Raw genomic sequence first — 14,352 nt, forward strand, 5'->3', positions numbered from 1 at the left:
GGAGCCGGGTGAACGAGGAACGAAGAAGTGCGCGGTTTCTAGCACGTACGAACAGAGTGCAGCAATGGTCTGAACAACTTGGGCCGATTTTGATTGATCGATCAGAAACGTTCACCAACGATCCGACAAGGACTACACTCCAGGTCAGGGCCAGTAGTCGGAACGCCGAAAGAGGAGCTGGACCGCGTGCACGCCGAAGAACGACACCAGGCGATACTGCGCAGGCTGCGCGATCGCGGATCGCTGCGGGTGACCGACTTCGCGGAGGAACTGGGCGTCTCGCCCGTGACCGTACGCCGCGATGTCGAGACGCTCGCCGAGCGCGGGCTGATCGCCCGTGTGCACGGCGGCGCCGTCCTGCCCGAGACCCGGGCGGAGACCGCCGGACCGCCGGCCGAGACCGCCTTCCCCCTCGCGCCGCGGGCCCGGGCCGTGGCCCGCACCTTCGGCCTGATCGTCCCGGCCGCCGACTACTACTACCCCGAGGTGATCAAGGGCGCCCGCGAGGCGGCCGGCACCCTGGGGATCCGGTTGATACTCGGCATCTCGCAGTACAACCCGGCCGAGGAGCAGGCCCAGGCCCAGCGGATGCTCGACGACGGCATCGACGGCCTGCTGATCACCCCGTGCGGGGGCACGGAGGAACGCCGCTGGCTGGAAGGGCTGACCGTGCCGGTCACCCTCGTCGAACGCCGCCCCGACGACGACACGGCCGGTGTCGAGCGGGTCGTCTCCGACCATGTCTACGGCGCCCGGCTGGCCGTCCGCCACCTCGCCCACGCCGGCCGCCGCCGCATCGCCCTGGTCCTGCGCGGCAACACGCCCACCGCGCCCTGGGTCAAGGAGGGCTACCTCGCCGGGATGGCCGCCTCGGGCCTCGACGCCCCGGAGGACCTGCGCTTCGACTCGCCACCGCCCGAGACCGCCACCCAGGCCGAGCGCGACCGGCACATCGAGGCCTTCGTCGACGCCGTCACCGAACGGCGGATCGACGCCGCCATCGTCCACAACGACCACGACGCCATCCTGGTCCTCCAGCGGCTGCGCGCCCGGGGGCTCGCCGTCCCCGGCGATGTCGCGGTCGTCGCGTACGACGACGAGGTCGCCGCCCTGGCCGACATCCCGCTCACCGCCGTGGCCCCGCCCAAGCACGCCGTCGGTGCCGCCGCCGTGGAGCTGCTCGCCGCCCGCATCGCCGACCCCGACCGCCCCAAGCACCGGCTGGCCATCCTTCCCGAGCTGCACATCCGGGACTCGTCGAGTTCCTGACCCCGCCCCGCCCGACCGTCTTCGCCGGAGAACCCCTCATGTTCGAGATATCGCCCGAGGGGTTCAGCCTCGACGGCCGCCCCCTGCGCCTGCTGTCCGGCGCCATGCACTACTTCCGCACCCACCCCGACCAGTGGCCGCACCGGCTGCGCATGCTGCGCGCCATGGGCCTCAACACCGTGGAGACGTACGTCCCGTGGAATCTCCACGAGCCGCGCCCCGGCGCGTACGACTTCTCCGGCCTCGCCGACCTCGACGCCTTCCTGCGCGCCACCGCCGACGCCGGGCTGCACGCGATCGTCCGCCCGTCGCCGTACATCTGCGCGGAGTGGGAGAACGGCGGGCTGCCGTGGTGGCTGCTCGCCGACCGGGCGATGCGGCTGCGGGTGAGCGATCCGGCGTATCTGGCGCACGTGGAGCGCTGGTTGGACTGCGTGGTCCCGGTGATCGCACGGCACCAGGTGACGCGCGGCGGCAATGTGCTCATGGTGCAGATCGAGAACGAGTACGGATCGTACGGGTCCGATCGACCGTATCTGGAGCACCAGGCGGCGGCCCTGCGCGAACGCGGCATCGACGTACCGCTGTTCACCTCCGACGGGCCCGACGACTTCTTCCTGACCGGCGGCGCGCTGCCCGGACATCTGGCCACCGTCAACTTCGGCGACCGGGCCACGGAGGCGTTCGAGCGGCTGCGGGCCGTCCGGCCCGACGACCCGGCGATGTGCATGGAGTTCTGGTGCGGCTGGTTCGACCACTGGGGCGAGAAGCACACCGTGCGGGCGCCCGAGGACGCGGCCGCGACGCTGGCCGAGATCCTGGCCGCCGGGGCCTCGGTGAACATCTACATGGCGCACGGCGGCACCACCTTCGGCACCTGGGCCGGCGCGAACCGCGGCGGGCCCCGGCACGCGGGGGCGTACCAGCCGACCGTCACGTCCTACGACTACGACGCCCCGATCGACGAACGCGGCGCCCCGACGCCGAAGTTCTGGGCCTTCCGCGAGGTGCTGTCGCGGTACGCCGAGCTGGCTCCCCCGGAGCCGGAGGCGATGCCGCCGCTGCTGCCACCCGGGCGGGTGGAACTGCACGACCCGGTGCGGTTGTTCGACGTCCTGGACGCCGTGTCCACCGGGCCGGTCCACTCCCCCGTCCCGCTGTCCTTCGAGGAGCTGGGGATCGCGCACGGCCTGGTGCTGTACGAGGCGACGGTCCCGGGTCCGCGCCAGGCGTATCCGCTGACGGTGGAGGGGCTGGCCGACCGGGCGCACGTGTACGTGGACGGGCGGCAGGTCGCCGTACTGGAGCGGGACGGCCCCGAGGCCAGGGAGGCCACGGAGGTCGCGGTGGACGGCGAGGGCGTACGCCTGGGGCTGCTGGTCGAGTCGATGGGCCGGGTCAACTACGGGCCCGCGCTGGGCGACCGCAAGGGCGTCGCGGCCGTGCTGCACACCCAGCAGTACGTGCACGGCTGGACCATGCGCCCGGTCCCGCTGGACGGCCCGCTGCCCGAGCTGCCCTGGGGCGCCGTCGCCTCGGCGGGACCGGGGCCGGTCTTCCTCCGGGGCCGCCTGGAGGTCCGGGAGCCCGCGGACACGTATCTGGCCCTGCCCGGCGGCACCAAGGGCTACGTCTGGGTCAACGGTTTCTGCCTGGGCCGCTACTGGGACCGGGGGCCGCAGGTGACGCTCTACCTGCCGTGGCCGCTGCTGCGCGCGGGGCGCAACGAGGTCGTCGTGCTCGAGCTCGACGGCTTCGCCGGCGCGCCGGCGGTGGAGCTCCGTAGCCGGCCCGAGCTGGGCCGGACGGAGCGACCCTCGTGAACACGGCGCGCGGTTCGATCGTCGACACGGGCGCGCTGACGAAGGAGCTGGTCAGCGGACGGCTCAACGCCGTACTGGATGTCACGGACCCGGACTTCCTGCCGGCCGGCTCCCCGCTCTACGATCTGCCGAACGTCCTGCTCACCCCGCACATCGCGGGGTCCCTGGGCAACGAGCTGGCACGCATGGCCCAGGCCGCGATGGACGAGCTCGAACGCTTCGCCTCCGGGAACCCCTTCGCGGATCCGGTACGGCCCGACGCGCTCACGCGGTCCGCGTAACCGTCTCCGCGCGTAAACGACTCACGAACGGATACAAACACTCCATGTCGATCACGTCGGAAGAGATCGCGACCCAGCCGGACTGCTGGGAGCGGGCCGCTGAGCTGTCCACCGGTCTGACCGCCGAACTGCCCGCCCCGGGCGAGCGCGTGGCGGTCGTCGGCTGCGGCACCTCCTGGTTCATGGCGCAGGCGTACGCGGTGCTGCGCGAGCAGTACGCGGACCAGGGCGAGACGGACGCCTTCGCGGCCTCGGAGTTCCCGAGCGGGCGGGAGTACGACCGGATCGTGGCGATCACCCGTTCCGGCACCACCACCGAGGTCCTGAAGGTGCTCAGGGACGTCTCCGGTACGACCCACACCACCGCGATCATCGGCGACCCCGACACCCCGATCGCGGCGCCGAACCTCGTGAACGACCTCGTCGTGCTGGACTTCGCCGACGAGAAGTCGGTCGTCCAGACCCGGTTCGCGACCAGCGTGCTCGCGCTGCTGCGCACCCACCTCGGCCACGACCTCGCCCCCGCCGTCGCCGACGCGCGGCGGGCGATCGCCGAGCCGCTCCCCGAAGGGCTGGTGGGCGCCGAGCAGTTCACCTTCCTCGGCACCGGCTGGACGTACGGCATCGCGCTCGAAGCCGCCCTGAAGATGCGGGAGGCCGCCGGGGCGTGGACCGAGGCGTACCCGGCGATGGAGTACCGGCACGGGCCGATCTCGATCACCGGGCCGAACCGCGTCGCCTGGGCCTTCGGCCCGGTGCCGGACGGCCTGGGCGCCGACATCGCCCGCACCGGCGGCGTGCTGGAGGCGAGCGGCCTGGATCCGCTCGCCGATCTGGTGCGGGCGCAGCGGCTGGCCGTGGCCATCGCGGAGGCACGCGGCCTCGACCCGGACACCCCGCGCAATCTCACCCGGTCGGTGATCCTGCCGTGACGGCAGTCGGCGCCTTCAACGTCGTCCAGATCGAGCACGCCACCGCCATCGCGGCGGGCGCCGAGCGTGCCGGGCTCCCGGTCGTCATGCAGATCAGCGAGAACACCGTCCGCTACCACGGCGCCCTGGAGCCGATCGCCCTCGCCGCACTGGCCATCGCCCGTGCCGCCACCGTCCCGGTGACGGTCCACCTCGACCACGCCACCGACCCCGCCCTGGTCGAGGAGGCGGTCGCCCTCGGCTTCACCTCGGTGATGTACGACGCCTCCGCGCTGCCGTACGAGGAGAACGTCGCCGCCACCGCCGCCGTCGCCGAGCACTGCCACCGCGCCGGCGTCCACTTGGAGGCCGAACTCGGCGAGATCGGCGGCAAGGACGGCGTCCACGCCCCGGGCGCGCGTACGGATCCGGGCGTGGCCGCCGCGTACGTCGCCGCCACCGGGGTCGACGCCCTGGCGGTGGCCGTCGGCTCCTCGCACGCGATGCGCACGCGCGACGCCGAACTGGACTTCGCCCTGATCGCCCGGCTCCGGGACGCCGTGCCCGTACCGCTGGTGCTGCACGGCTCGTCGGGCGTGCCGGAGGCGGACCTCGTACGGGCCGTCGCGCACGGCATGCGGAAGATCAACATCGCCACGCACATCAACGGCCACTTCACCCAGGCCCTGCGCGCGGTGCTCGACGCCGACCCGTCCCTGACCGACCCCCGCAAGTACCTCGGCCCGGCCCGCGAGGCGGTGGCGGCCGAGGTCGCGCGGCTGCTGACGCTGCTGGCAGCCCAGGCCCAGGGTCCGGCCCCGGGTTACGCCTGCGGCTCGGGCTCGACGCCGGCGCGCAGCAGGCCGTAGGCGTAGGCGTCGTCCAGGGCCTGCCAGGAGGCGGCGATGACGTTCTCGGCGACGCCGACCGTGGCCCATTCGCCGTTGCCGTCGCTCGTGGTGATGAGGACGCGGGTGGTGGACTCGGTGCCGTGCTTGCCTTCGAGGATGCGGACCTTGTAGTCGACGAGCTCGAGCTTGGCGAGCTGGGGGTAGATCTTTTCGAGGCCGACGCGCAGCGCCCGGTCGAGGGCGTTGACGGGGCCGTTGCCCTCCGCCGTGGCGACGATGCGCTCGCCCTTCGCCCAGACCTTCACGGTGGCCTCGTTGGCGTGGGTGCCGTCGGGGCGGTCCTCGATGATGGCGCGCCATGACTCGACGCGGAAGTAACGGTAGGGGCGGCCCTCGACCTCCTCGCGGAGCAGCAGCTCGAAGGAGGCGTCGGCGGCCTCGTACGTGTAGCCCTGGAGCTCGCGCTTCTTGACGCGCTCGACGACGCGGCCGATGGCCTCGCGGTCGCTGCCGAGGTCGACGCCGAGTTCCTTGCCCTTGAGCTCGACGGAGGCGCGGCCGGCCATGTCGGAGACGAGCATCCGCATGGTGTTGCCGACCCTCTCGGGGTCGATGTGCTGGTAGAGGTCGGGGTCGACCTTGATCGCGGAGGCGTGGAGGCCCGCCTTGTGGGCGAAGGCGGATACGCCCACATAGGGCTGGTGGGTGGAGGGCGTGAGGTTGACGACCTCGGCGATGGCGTGCGAGATGCGGGTCATCTCGGCGAGCGAGCCCTCGGGGAGGACCGTCTTGCCGTACTTGAGCTCCAGGGCGGCGACGACGGGGAAGAGGTTGGAGTTGCCGACCCGCTCGCCGTAGCCGTTGGCGGTGCACTGGACGTGGGTGGCGCCGGCGTCGACGGCGGCCAGGGTGTTGGCGACGGCGCAGCCGGTGTCGTCCTGGGCGTGGATGCCGAGGCGGGCTCCGGTGTCGGCGAGGACGACCCCGACGACGGCCTGGACCTGGGCGGGCAGCATGCCGCCGTTGGTGTCGCACAGGACGACGACGTCGGCGCCGGCCTCGTGGGCGGCGCGGACGACGGCCTTGGCGTACTCGGCGTTGGCGCGGTAGCCGTCGAAGAAGTGCTCGCAGTCGACGAAGACCCGGCGGCCCTGGGAGCGCAGGTAGGAGACGGTGTCGCGGACCATCTCGAGGTTCTCGTCGAGGGTGGTGCGCAGGGCGAGCTCGACATGCCGGTCATGGGACTTGGCGACGAGCGTGATGACCGGGGCGCCGGAGTCGAGCAGGGCCTTGACCTGCTGGTCCTCCGCGGCGTTGCCGCCGGCTCGGCGAGTGGCGCCGAAGGCGACCAGCTGGGCGTGCTGGAGGTCGAGTTCGGTGGCCGCGCGGGCGAAGAACTCGGTGTCGCGGGGGTTGGCGCCGGGCCAGCCGCCCTCGATGAAGCCCACCCCGAAGTCGTCCAGGTGCCGGGCGATCGTCAGCTTGTCGGCGACGGTGAGGTTGATGCCCTCGCGCTGCGCGCCGTCGCGCAGCGTGGTGTCGAAGACGTGAAAGCTGTCGTCCAGTTCGGCCGTCATGGTCTCTTCCAACTCCTGTCGGGTGAGTGGTTCCGGAAGACCGGGTTCCACTTGCCCCCATCATCCCTCGCGCTCCGCTGTCCGGCGTGGGTGGGCCGGGAAACGAAAAAACCCCTCGCGGGTGCGAGAGGTCTGCGCGCGGGTCTGGGACACGGTTTCCGCTCCGTATGTCGTCTACGGTGCGGATACTGCGGACCGGCGCGCCCTGCCAATAATCATCGTGGCGAGCGAAAGCACGATGGCAGTCTCGCACAGGATGCGCCGGCCCGGCGGCAGGTCTCACGATGCGGGCACGCTTCTCCGGTCCCCGGCTGCGGTCTCGTCGCGGCCCAGACGGCCCAGGTCGACGTCGCGCGTCTCGCGCATGGCGGCGTACACGACCAGCGATACGGCCGCGCATCCGGCGACGTACCAGTAGAAGCCGGACTCGTGGCCCGCGTCCTTGAACCACAGCGCCACGTATTCCGCCGTGCCGCCGAAGAGCGAGTTGGCGATGGCATAGGGCAGGGCGACACCGAGCGCCCGGACGCCGGTCGGGAAGAGCTCGGCCTTCACGACGGCGCTGAGCGCGGTGTACGGGGTGATCATGACGAGGGCGAAGAGAGCCAGCCCGAAGGCGGGCCAGAAGCTGCCGACATGCCGGAGCAGGGTCATGATCGGCACGGTGAGGAAGGTGGCGCAGACGCCGAACGTGATCAGCAGCGGGCGCCGGCCGATGCGGTCGGAGAGCGCTCCGGCGGCGGGCTGGATGCCGGCGAAGATGATCAACGCGAAGAAGCTGACCAGGGTCGCAGTGTTCTTGGACAGCCCGGCGCTGTTGGAGAGGTACTTCGTCAGGTAGGTCGTGTAGGTGTAGTAGGCGAGGGTGCCGCCCATGGTGAGGGCGATGACGAGGCCGGCCTCGCGCTTGTGCCGCCACAGCGCTGTGAGTGTGCCGCGTTCGGCGGCGGTGCTGTGCGCGTCCTCCTCGTACAGCTCGGATTCGAGCATGGTGCGGCGCAGATAGAAGACGACGGCCGCACCGAGGGCGCCGACGATGAAGGGCAGCCGCCAGCCCCAGCTGTGCAGGGCCGCGTCGGACATGGTGCGCTGGAGCAGGATCTGCAGGGCCAGGCCGATGATCTGGCCGACGGTCATCGACACGTACTGGAAACTGGAGGCGAAGCCGCGCTTTCGCGGGTCGGTGGCCTCGGTGAGATAGGTGGCGCTGGCCGCGTACTCACCGCCGACCGACAGCCCCTGCAGCATGCGGGCGATCAGCAGGACGACCGCTCCCCCGTAGCCCGCGACGGCGTAGGTCGGGGCGGCGGCGATGAGGACGGCACTGGCGGACATGAGGGTGACGGTGAGGGTCAGCGCGGCCTTGCGGCCCTTGCGGTCGCCGTATCTGCCGAGCAGCCAGCCGCCGACCGGGCGCATGAAGAAGCCGACAGCGAAGATGCCGGCGGTGTTCATGAGCTGGGCGGTGGGGTTGTCGCCGGGGAAGAACGCGGCGGCGAAGTAGGTGGCGAAGCTCGCGTAGACGAACCAGTCGAACCACTCGACCATGTTGCCGGCCGAGCCGACCCAGATCTTCTTCCAGTGCTCTCGTCCCATGGTGGCTTCCATGGTCACCCACCGTGCCGGAACCGTTACGTCCGCGGCAAGAGCGCCTCGTCCAGGAACTCCCTTACGTGGCCCAGCACCTGCTCGCGGTCGGTGCCGGGCAGGCCGACGACCAGCGGCACCCCGAAGCCGTCGAGGAGGGCGCGCAGCCGCACCGTGAAGCGCTCGGGGTCCACGGGGCGGAATGCGCCGTGGGAGATGCCCTCGGCGAGCAGGGCGACCAGGTCGCGGTGCCAGACCAGCTCCAGTTCGAGCTGGCGCAGGAGGGTCTCCTCGGCGGCCGTGGTGCGGTTCCACACCTCGGACCAGAGGGTCCAGCGCGGATCACGGCGGCCGTCGGGCAGGTAGAGGTCGATGACCGCTTCGAGCCGCTCGCGCGGGCTGTCGCGGCGGGCCAGCGTCCTGCGCCGCTCGTGACCCAGCTGCTCCTCGCTCCACTCCAGGGTCTGCAGCAGCAGCTCGTCCTTGCTGCCGAAGTAGTAGAGGATGTGGCCGCTGCTCATGCCGACCTGACGGCCGAGCCCCGCTATCGTCAGCTCGGACAGCCCGCGCTCGGCGATGGTCTCCATGGCGGCGGCCATCACGTCCTCGCGAGGCTGCTTCTGCCGCCGCCGGGGGCGGGGGGCCGACTCGGTCACCGCGTCCTCCGTGCTGGTCAGACCTGGGGCTGCTGCTGAGTGATGCAGTGTATGCCGCCGCCGTGGGCGAAGATCGTACGAGCGTCCACCAGGACGACTTCGCGGTCCGGGAAGAGCCCCTGGAAGATCGTCGCGTTGACCGCGTCCGCCGGGTCGTCGAAGGCGCAGAGGATGACCGCGCCGTTGCAGAGGTAGTGGTTGACGTACGAGTAGTCGACCAGCTCGCCGTCGGCCTCCTGGACGCCGGGCGCGGGCAGCTCGACGACCTCCAGCCTGCGGCCCCTGGCGTCGGTCGAGGCCCGCAACTGGGCGATGACCTCCTGGGACACGGCGTGGTCGGGGTGGGCGGCGTCCTGCTGGCTGTGGACGACGACCACGCCCGGCCGGACGAAGGCGGCGACGATGTCGACATGGCCGCGGGTGCCGAAGCGGCCGTAGTCGGCGGTGAGGCCACGCCGGAGCCAGATGCTCTTGCTCGTGCCGAGGAAGCCGTGCAGCTCGGCCTCGACCTGCTCGCGGGTCCAGCCGGGGTTGCGGCCCGGGTCGAGCTGGACGGTCTCGGTGAGCAGGACGGTGCCCTCGCCGTCGACGTGGATGCCGCCGCCCTCGTTGACGAAGGACGTGGTGAAGCGGCGGGCGCCGGCCTGCTCGGCGACGAAGGCACCGATCTTGGAGTCGTGCTCCCAGGCGGCCCAGTCCTGGGCGCCCCAGCCGTTGAACACCCAGTCGGCGGCCGCGAGTTGGCCGGCACTGTCGCCGTTGCTGTCGCCGTTGCCGTTGCCGTTGCCGGTGCCGGTGCCGGTGCCGGTGCCGGTGCCGGTGCCGGTGCCGGTGCCGGTGCCGGTGCCGGTGCCGGTGAGGAAGGTCGGGCCCATGTCGCGCATCCAGGCGTCGTCGAGCGGGGCCTCCACGACGGAGATGCCCTCGCCGAGCAGCGTGCGCGCCTCGGCGGAGTCCTCCGGGCGGGCTACGACCGTGACCGGCTCGAAGCGGGCGATCGTACGGGCCACCTCGCCCCAGGCGGCGCGCGACTCGGCGAGATCGGCGCCGTCCTCGAAGGTGATGCTGGGCGACGGCCAGGCCATCCAGGTGCGCTGGTGCGGCGCCCATTCGGCGGGCATCGAGAAGCCGTCGGCGGCGGGGTGGTTGCTCATCCTGCTGGTCCTTTGGTCCATGTCACAAGAAGTAGAGGCGGCTGAGGGAGACCTGGTCGGCGGGCTCGGAGCGCATCGGGGCGCCGTCGAGGGTCACCAGGCCGGTGCGGACGTCGACATCCACCTGCCCGGTGCGGGAGTTGAGGACGAGGTCGGCCGGGCCGATGCCCCGGGTTCCCCGCACCGCGACCCTGCGGCGGCGGGTCGGCATCCGGTCGGATTCGGACTCCACGGCGGCGCGGGCCACGAACGCCACCGACAGGTCGGCGGCCGTCGCGCCGTGCGCCCCGAACAGCGGCCCGAGCACCAGCGGCTCGCAGGTGTCGGTCGCCGCATTGGGGTCGCCGGTGACGCCGTACGCCGGGAAACCGGACTTGAGCACCAGCTGCGGCTTGGCCCCGAAGTAGGGCGGCCGCCACAGCACGATGTCGGCGAGCTTGCCGACCTCGATGGAGCCGATCTCGTGCGCGAGGCCGTGGGCGATCGCCGGGTTGATGGTGAGCTTGGCGATGTAGCGCAGCACGCGGGCGTTGTCGTCCTGCGGCCCGTCGCCGGCCTCCCCTCCATGGGGAAGAAGGGGCCCGAGCTCGGTCTTCATCTTCCCGGCCATGGCGAAGGTGCGGCGGACGGTCTCGCCGGCCCGGCCCATGCCCTGCGCGTCGGAGGAGGTGATGCCGATGGCGCCCAGGTCGTGCAGCACGTCCTCGGCACCCATCGTCCCGGCGCGGATGCGGTCGCGGGCCATGGCGGCGTCACCGGGCAGATCGGGCTTGAGGTCGTGTACGGAGACGATCATGCCGTAGTGCTCGGCGACCGCGTCCCGGCCGAAGGGCAGGGTCGGATTGGTGGACGAGCCGATGACATTGGGCACGCCGGCCATCTTCAGCACATTGGGTACGTGTCCGCCGCCGCAGCCCTCGATGTGGAAGGCGTGGATCGTGCGGCCGTCGAGCACGGAGAGGGTGTCCTCGACCGACAGGCACTCGTTCAGCCCGTCGCTGTGCAGGGCGACCTGGACGTCGTGCTCCTCGGCGACGCGGAGGGCGGTGTCCAGGGCGCGGGTGTGGGCGCCCATGTCCTCGTGCACCTTGAATCCGGAGGCGCCGCCCTCGGCCAGGGCCTCGACCAGCGGGGCGGGGTCGGAGGACGAACCGCGCCCCAGGAAGCCGATGTTGACCGGCCAGGCGTCGAAGGAGTTGAAGGCGCGGCGCAGCGCCCACGGCGAGTTGACGCCGACGCCCCACACCGGGCCGAACTCCTGGCCGATGACGGTGGTCACGCCGGAGGCCAGCGAGGCCTCCATGATCCGGGGCGAGAGCAGATGCACATGCGTGTCCACGGCGCCGGCGGTGGCGATCAGGCCCTCACCGGGCACGATCGAGGTGCCGGTGCCGACCACGACGTCGACGCCGTCCATGGTGTCCGGGTTGCCGGCCCGCCCTATGGCGTGGATGCGGCCTTCGCGGATGCCGATGGAGACCTTGCGGATGCCCACGGCGGCGTCGATGACCAGCACGTTGCTGATCACGACATCGCAGGTCTCGCGGACGGCGGCGGCCTTGAGGTGCAGCCCGTCGCGGGCGGTCTTGCCGAAACCGGCCAGGAACTCGTCGCCGGGCTTCTGCGAGTCGGACTCGACCCGGACCACCAGGCCCGAGTCACCGAGCCGAACCCGGTCGCCGGCGCGCGGGCCGTGCACGGCTGCGTACTCGTACGGATCGATGCTCATCGCTCTGCTCCCGCTTCCGCTCCCAGATAGCCGCAGGCGGCCGCGCGGCGCAGCGCCTCTTCCTTCGCGCCGGGCGCGTCGAGCGGGCCGTCGACGAGTCCGGCGAAGCCGATGGCGACGCGGGCGCCGCCGATCGGGACGAGCCCGGCCTCGCCCGTCTCGCCGGGTCCGAAGCGGACCGAGGAGCCGGCCGGGACATTCAGCCGCATGCCGTAGGCGGCGGCCCGGTCGAAGTCCAGGCGGGGGTTGGCCTCGAAGAAGTGGAAGTGCGAGGTGACGCTGACCGGCACCGTGGCAGTGTTCCTCACGGTCACCAGGACCGCGTTCGCCGGCTCGGCGTGGGCCGGGCCGGGCAGGACGGCGCCCGGGGCGGCATCCCGCAGGGAGCCACCGCCGATCGGGTCGGAGACCACGGCGAGCCGGGAGCCGTCGTCGAAGACGGCCTCGACGTGCACTTCGGTGACGACATCGGCGACGCCGGGCAGCACATCCTCCGGACCCAGCACCTCGCGGGCCGCGGCGATCGCCTCGGCCAGCCGGGCGCCGTCCCGGGCCGCCTCACAGACGGTGTCGGCGATCAGCGCGGTCGCCTCCGGCACATTGAGCCGCAGGCCCCTTGCCCGCCGCGCCCGAGCCAGCTCCGCGGCGCCGAACAGCAGCAGGCGGTCGCGCTCCGTCGGGGTCAGCCGCATGTCGTCGCACCTCCCATGATCCAAAGACTTAGAACGTCACTCTAACGTAACATTGCGCAGATGTAAAGCCTTGATTTCCTCGTCGACGTGGGTCACATTGAGATGAGTTTGAACGACGCTCTAACTTCTTACGCCCTCCAGGGAGCTCGCCCATGCAGATCGAACAGCGGGGAGTGGACACCGTCCCCGACGAGGAGCGGACCAGTCGCCCCCGGGACCTGATAAGCATCCTGCTCGGCTCCAATCTCGCCCTCGGCGTGATCGTCTTCGGCTGGCTCCCGGTCTCCGTCGGGCTCGGCTGGTGGGCGTCCTTCAGCGCGCTGGTCGCCGGGACCCTGGTCGGCACCCTGCTGGTCGCCCCGCTCGCGCTGGTCTCGCTGCGCACCGCGACCAATCTCTCCACCAGCAGCGGCGCCCACTTCGGCGTACGGGGCCGGCTCCTCGGCTCCGTCATCGGCCTGCTGCTCTCGCTTGGCTACACCGCGCTGACCCTCTGGGTGGGCGGCGACGCCGTCGTCGGCTGCCTCCACCGGCTCTTCGGCCTGCCGACCGGCGGCGCGAGCTACGCCGTGGTCTACGCGCTGCTCGCCGCCTGCACGGCGACCTCGGCCGTCTTCGGATACCGGATGCTGCTGCGGCTGAGCCGCGCGCTCGCCGTCGGCCTGACCCTGCTGCTGGCGGTGGGCATCGTCGCGTACGCAGGGATGTTCAGCACGGCCGCCCCCGCCGGCGCGTCCTATCTGCTCGGCGGCTTCTGGCCCACCTGGCTGCTGGCCGCGGTCTCCGCCGGGCTCAGCGGGCCGATCGCCTTCATCACCCTGCTCGGCGACTACACCCGCTACATATCGCCGCGCCGGGTCTCCCAGCCCCGGGTCTTCTGGGCCACGTCCCTCGGCCTGGTCATCGGCCTGCTGATCCCGCAGCTCTTCGGCACCTTCACCGCGCTCGCGGTCCGCGCCCTCGACGACTGCGCGGGCCCGCTGGTCGCCGCCGCGCCGGCCTGGTATCTGGTCTTCCTGCTCGTCAACGCCTCTGCGGGGTCCGTCGGAAATGCGGGCCTGATGCTCTACAGCATGGGCCTCGACCTGGACGCGATCCTGCCGAAGGCGACCCGCACGCAGGCGACGTACGTCGTCGCGGGCGTCTCCACGCTTCTGGTCTACCTCGGGCACTTCGCGTGGGCCGCACAGGACGCGATGACGTCGTTCGTGCTCCTCCTGACGGCCGTGGGCACGCCATGGGCCGTCGTGACGCTGCTGGGCTTCCGGCGGTGTCGGGGGGTGTACGACGCGGATGCGCTTCAGGTCTACAACCGGCGGTCGAAGGGCGGCCTGTACTGGTACCGCGCCGGGTGGAACGTCCAGGCCGCCGTGGCCTGGACGGCGGGATCTGCGGTCGGCCTGGCGGCCGTGGACACCCCGCTCTACAGCGGGCCGCTGCTGCGGCTCACCGGCGGGGTGGATCTCAGCTTCCTGATATCCGGGGCCATTACGGCATGCACCTACCTGGCCCTTCACGCGGGCCGTGCGCACCCCGCGCCGGCGGTGGTGGTTGCGGAGCCGGTGCCGGTGGCCGCCGGGCGGGTTTGATCCCCCACCCCGCCCCTTCCCGAAACCAGGGGGCGAGCCCCCTGGACCCCCGAACGCCCTTCTGGGGGTGCCCCCTCTGGGGGAGTGTCCTCAAACGCCGGACGGGCTGATTTTGCCCATCCGGGTTGTGGGTAGGCCGTCCGCCTGAGGCGAGCGAAGCGAGGTGGGGGTCCCCCCGGCCGAAGGCTGGGGGAGGGCTGGCACAACACGGCCCCAACCACCCACCGCCGTAG

Annotated in this window: 11 protein-coding genes and 1 pseudogene; 6 read left to right on the forward strand and 6 right to left on the reverse strand. The window is 71.7% G+C overall.

Annotated elements, in window-relative coordinates; translation table 11 throughout:
- Positions 1-186 precede the first annotated feature (186 nt).
- The 5 genes and pseudogenes from ACFXJ5_RS29285 (at position 187) to ACFXJ5_RS29305 (ending at position 5,153) form a co-directional block, all read left to right on the forward strand.
- The gene (locus ACFXJ5_RS29285; RefSeq protein WP_384637389.1) at positions 187-1,269 is read left to right on the forward strand and encodes a LacI family DNA-binding transcriptional regulator; all 1,083 of its coding nucleotides are present in this window, start codon (positions 187-189) and stop codon (positions 1,267-1,269) included.
- Positions 1,270-1,307: 38 nt separating this feature from the next.
- The gene (locus ACFXJ5_RS29290; protein WP_384637392.1) at positions 1,308-3,092 is read left to right on the forward strand and encodes a beta-galactosidase family protein; all 1,785 of its coding nucleotides are present in this window, start codon (positions 1,308-1,310) and stop codon (positions 3,090-3,092) included.
- Positions 3,077-3,373 (forward strand): annotated as a pseudogene (locus ACFXJ5_RS29295) (NAD(P)-dependent oxidoreductase); the annotation flags it as partial. The gene ACFXJ5_RS29290 and the pseudogene ACFXJ5_RS29295, both read left to right, overlap by 16 nt.
- Positions 3,374-3,417: 44 nt before the next feature.
- Complete coding sequence (locus ACFXJ5_RS29300; RefSeq protein WP_384637395.1) at positions 3,418-4,305, forward strand: SIS domain-containing protein; 888 nt, start codon at positions 3,418-3,420, stop codon at positions 4,303-4,305.
- Entirely contained in the window at positions 4,302-5,153 is an 852-nt protein-coding gene (locus ACFXJ5_RS29305; protein WP_384637397.1) for a ketose-bisphosphate aldolase, read from the forward strand. Before ACFXJ5_RS29300 ends, ACFXJ5_RS29305 begins: the two co-directional genes overlap by 4 nt.
- On the opposite strand, the gene cimA is transcribed toward ACFXJ5_RS29305, so the two are convergent.
- The 6 genes from cimA to ureA form a co-directional block, all read right to left on the reverse strand.
- Positions 5,108-6,712: a citramalate synthase gene (gene cimA / locus ACFXJ5_RS29310; protein ID WP_384637400.1), complete on the reverse strand. Its 1,605-nt coding sequence runs from the start codon at positions 6,710-6,712 to the stop codon at positions 5,108-5,110. The genes ACFXJ5_RS29305 and cimA overlap by 46 nt on opposite strands.
- Positions 6,713-6,991: 279 nt before the next feature.
- Positions 6,992-8,308 (reverse strand): MFS transporter, encoded by a 1,317-nt coding sequence (locus ACFXJ5_RS29315; protein ID WP_384637403.1) that lies wholly within the window; start codon positions 8,306-8,308, stop codon positions 6,992-6,994.
- A gap of 35 nt (positions 8,309-8,343) precedes the next feature.
- On the reverse strand, positions 8,344-8,898 hold the full coding sequence (locus ACFXJ5_RS29320) for a TetR family transcriptional regulator C-terminal domain-containing protein (protein WP_384637431.1): 555 nt from the start codon (positions 8,896-8,898) through the stop codon (positions 8,344-8,346).
- 74 nt (positions 8,899-8,972) lie between these two features.
- Complete coding sequence (locus tag ACFXJ5_RS29325; protein ID WP_384637406.1) at positions 8,973-10,109, reverse strand: agmatine/peptidylarginine deiminase; 1,137 nt, start codon at positions 10,107-10,109, stop codon at positions 8,973-8,975.
- Between the two features lie 22 nt (positions 10,110-10,131).
- The gene (locus tag ACFXJ5_RS29330) at positions 10,132-11,838 is read right to left on the reverse strand and encodes an urease subunit alpha (RefSeq protein WP_384637409.1); all 1,707 of its coding nucleotides are present in this window, start codon (positions 11,836-11,838) and stop codon (positions 10,132-10,134) included.
- Positions 11,835-12,530, reverse strand: a complete 696-nt coding sequence (ureA, locus tag ACFXJ5_RS29335) for an urease subunit gamma (RefSeq protein ID WP_384637412.1) — start codon at positions 12,528-12,530, stop codon at positions 11,835-11,837. The genes ACFXJ5_RS29330 and ureA overlap by 4 nt, the downstream gene beginning before the upstream one ends.
- 152 nt (positions 12,531-12,682) lie before the next feature.
- On the opposite strand from ureA, the gene ACFXJ5_RS29340 reads away from it, so the two are divergent.
- Positions 12,683-14,119 (forward strand): cytosine permease, encoded by a 1,437-nt coding sequence (locus ACFXJ5_RS29340; protein ID WP_384637415.1) that lies wholly within the window; start codon positions 12,683-12,685, stop codon positions 14,117-14,119.
- The last annotated feature ends 233 nt before the right edge of the window (positions 14,120-14,352 follow it).

This window comes from Streptomyces sp. NPDC059373, assembly GCF_042751495.1.
Classification (GTDB): domain Bacteria; phylum Actinomycetota; class Actinomycetes; order Streptomycetales; family Streptomycetaceae; genus Actinacidiphila.

Coding starts and splice junctions, on each gene's coding strand:
- ACFXJ5_RS29290 (WP_384637392.1), top strand. CDS start 1,308: ATGTTCGAGATATCGCCCGAGGGGTTCAGCCTCGACGGCCGCCCCCTG.
- ACFXJ5_RS29300 (WP_384637395.1), top strand. CDS start 3,418: ATGTCGATCACGTCGGAAGAGATCGCGACCCAGCCGGACTGCTGGGAG.
- cimA (WP_384637400.1), bottom strand. CDS start 6,712: ATGACGGCCGAACTGGACGACAGCTTTCACGTCTTCGACACCACGCTG.
- ACFXJ5_RS29315 (WP_384637403.1), bottom strand. CDS start 8,308: ATGGGACGAGAGCACTGGAAGAAGATCTGGGTCGGCTCGGCCGGCAAC.
- ACFXJ5_RS29320 (WP_384637431.1), bottom strand. CDS start 8,898: ATGGCCGCCGCCATGGAGACCATCGCCGAGCGCGGGCTGTCCGAGCTG.
- ACFXJ5_RS29325 (WP_384637406.1), bottom strand. CDS start 10,109: ATGAGCAACCACCCCGCCGCCGACGGCTTCTCGATGCCCGCCGAATGG.
- ACFXJ5_RS29330 (WP_384637409.1), bottom strand. CDS start 11,838: ATGAGCATCGATCCGTACGAGTACGCAGCCGTGCACGGCCCGCGCGCC.
- ureA (WP_384637412.1), bottom strand. CDS start 12,530: ATGCGGCTGACCCCGACGGAGCGCGACCGCCTGCTGCTGTTCGGCGCC.
- ACFXJ5_RS29340 (WP_384637415.1), top strand. CDS start 12,683: ATGCAGATCGAACAGCGGGGAGTGGACACCGTCCCCGACGAGGAGCGG.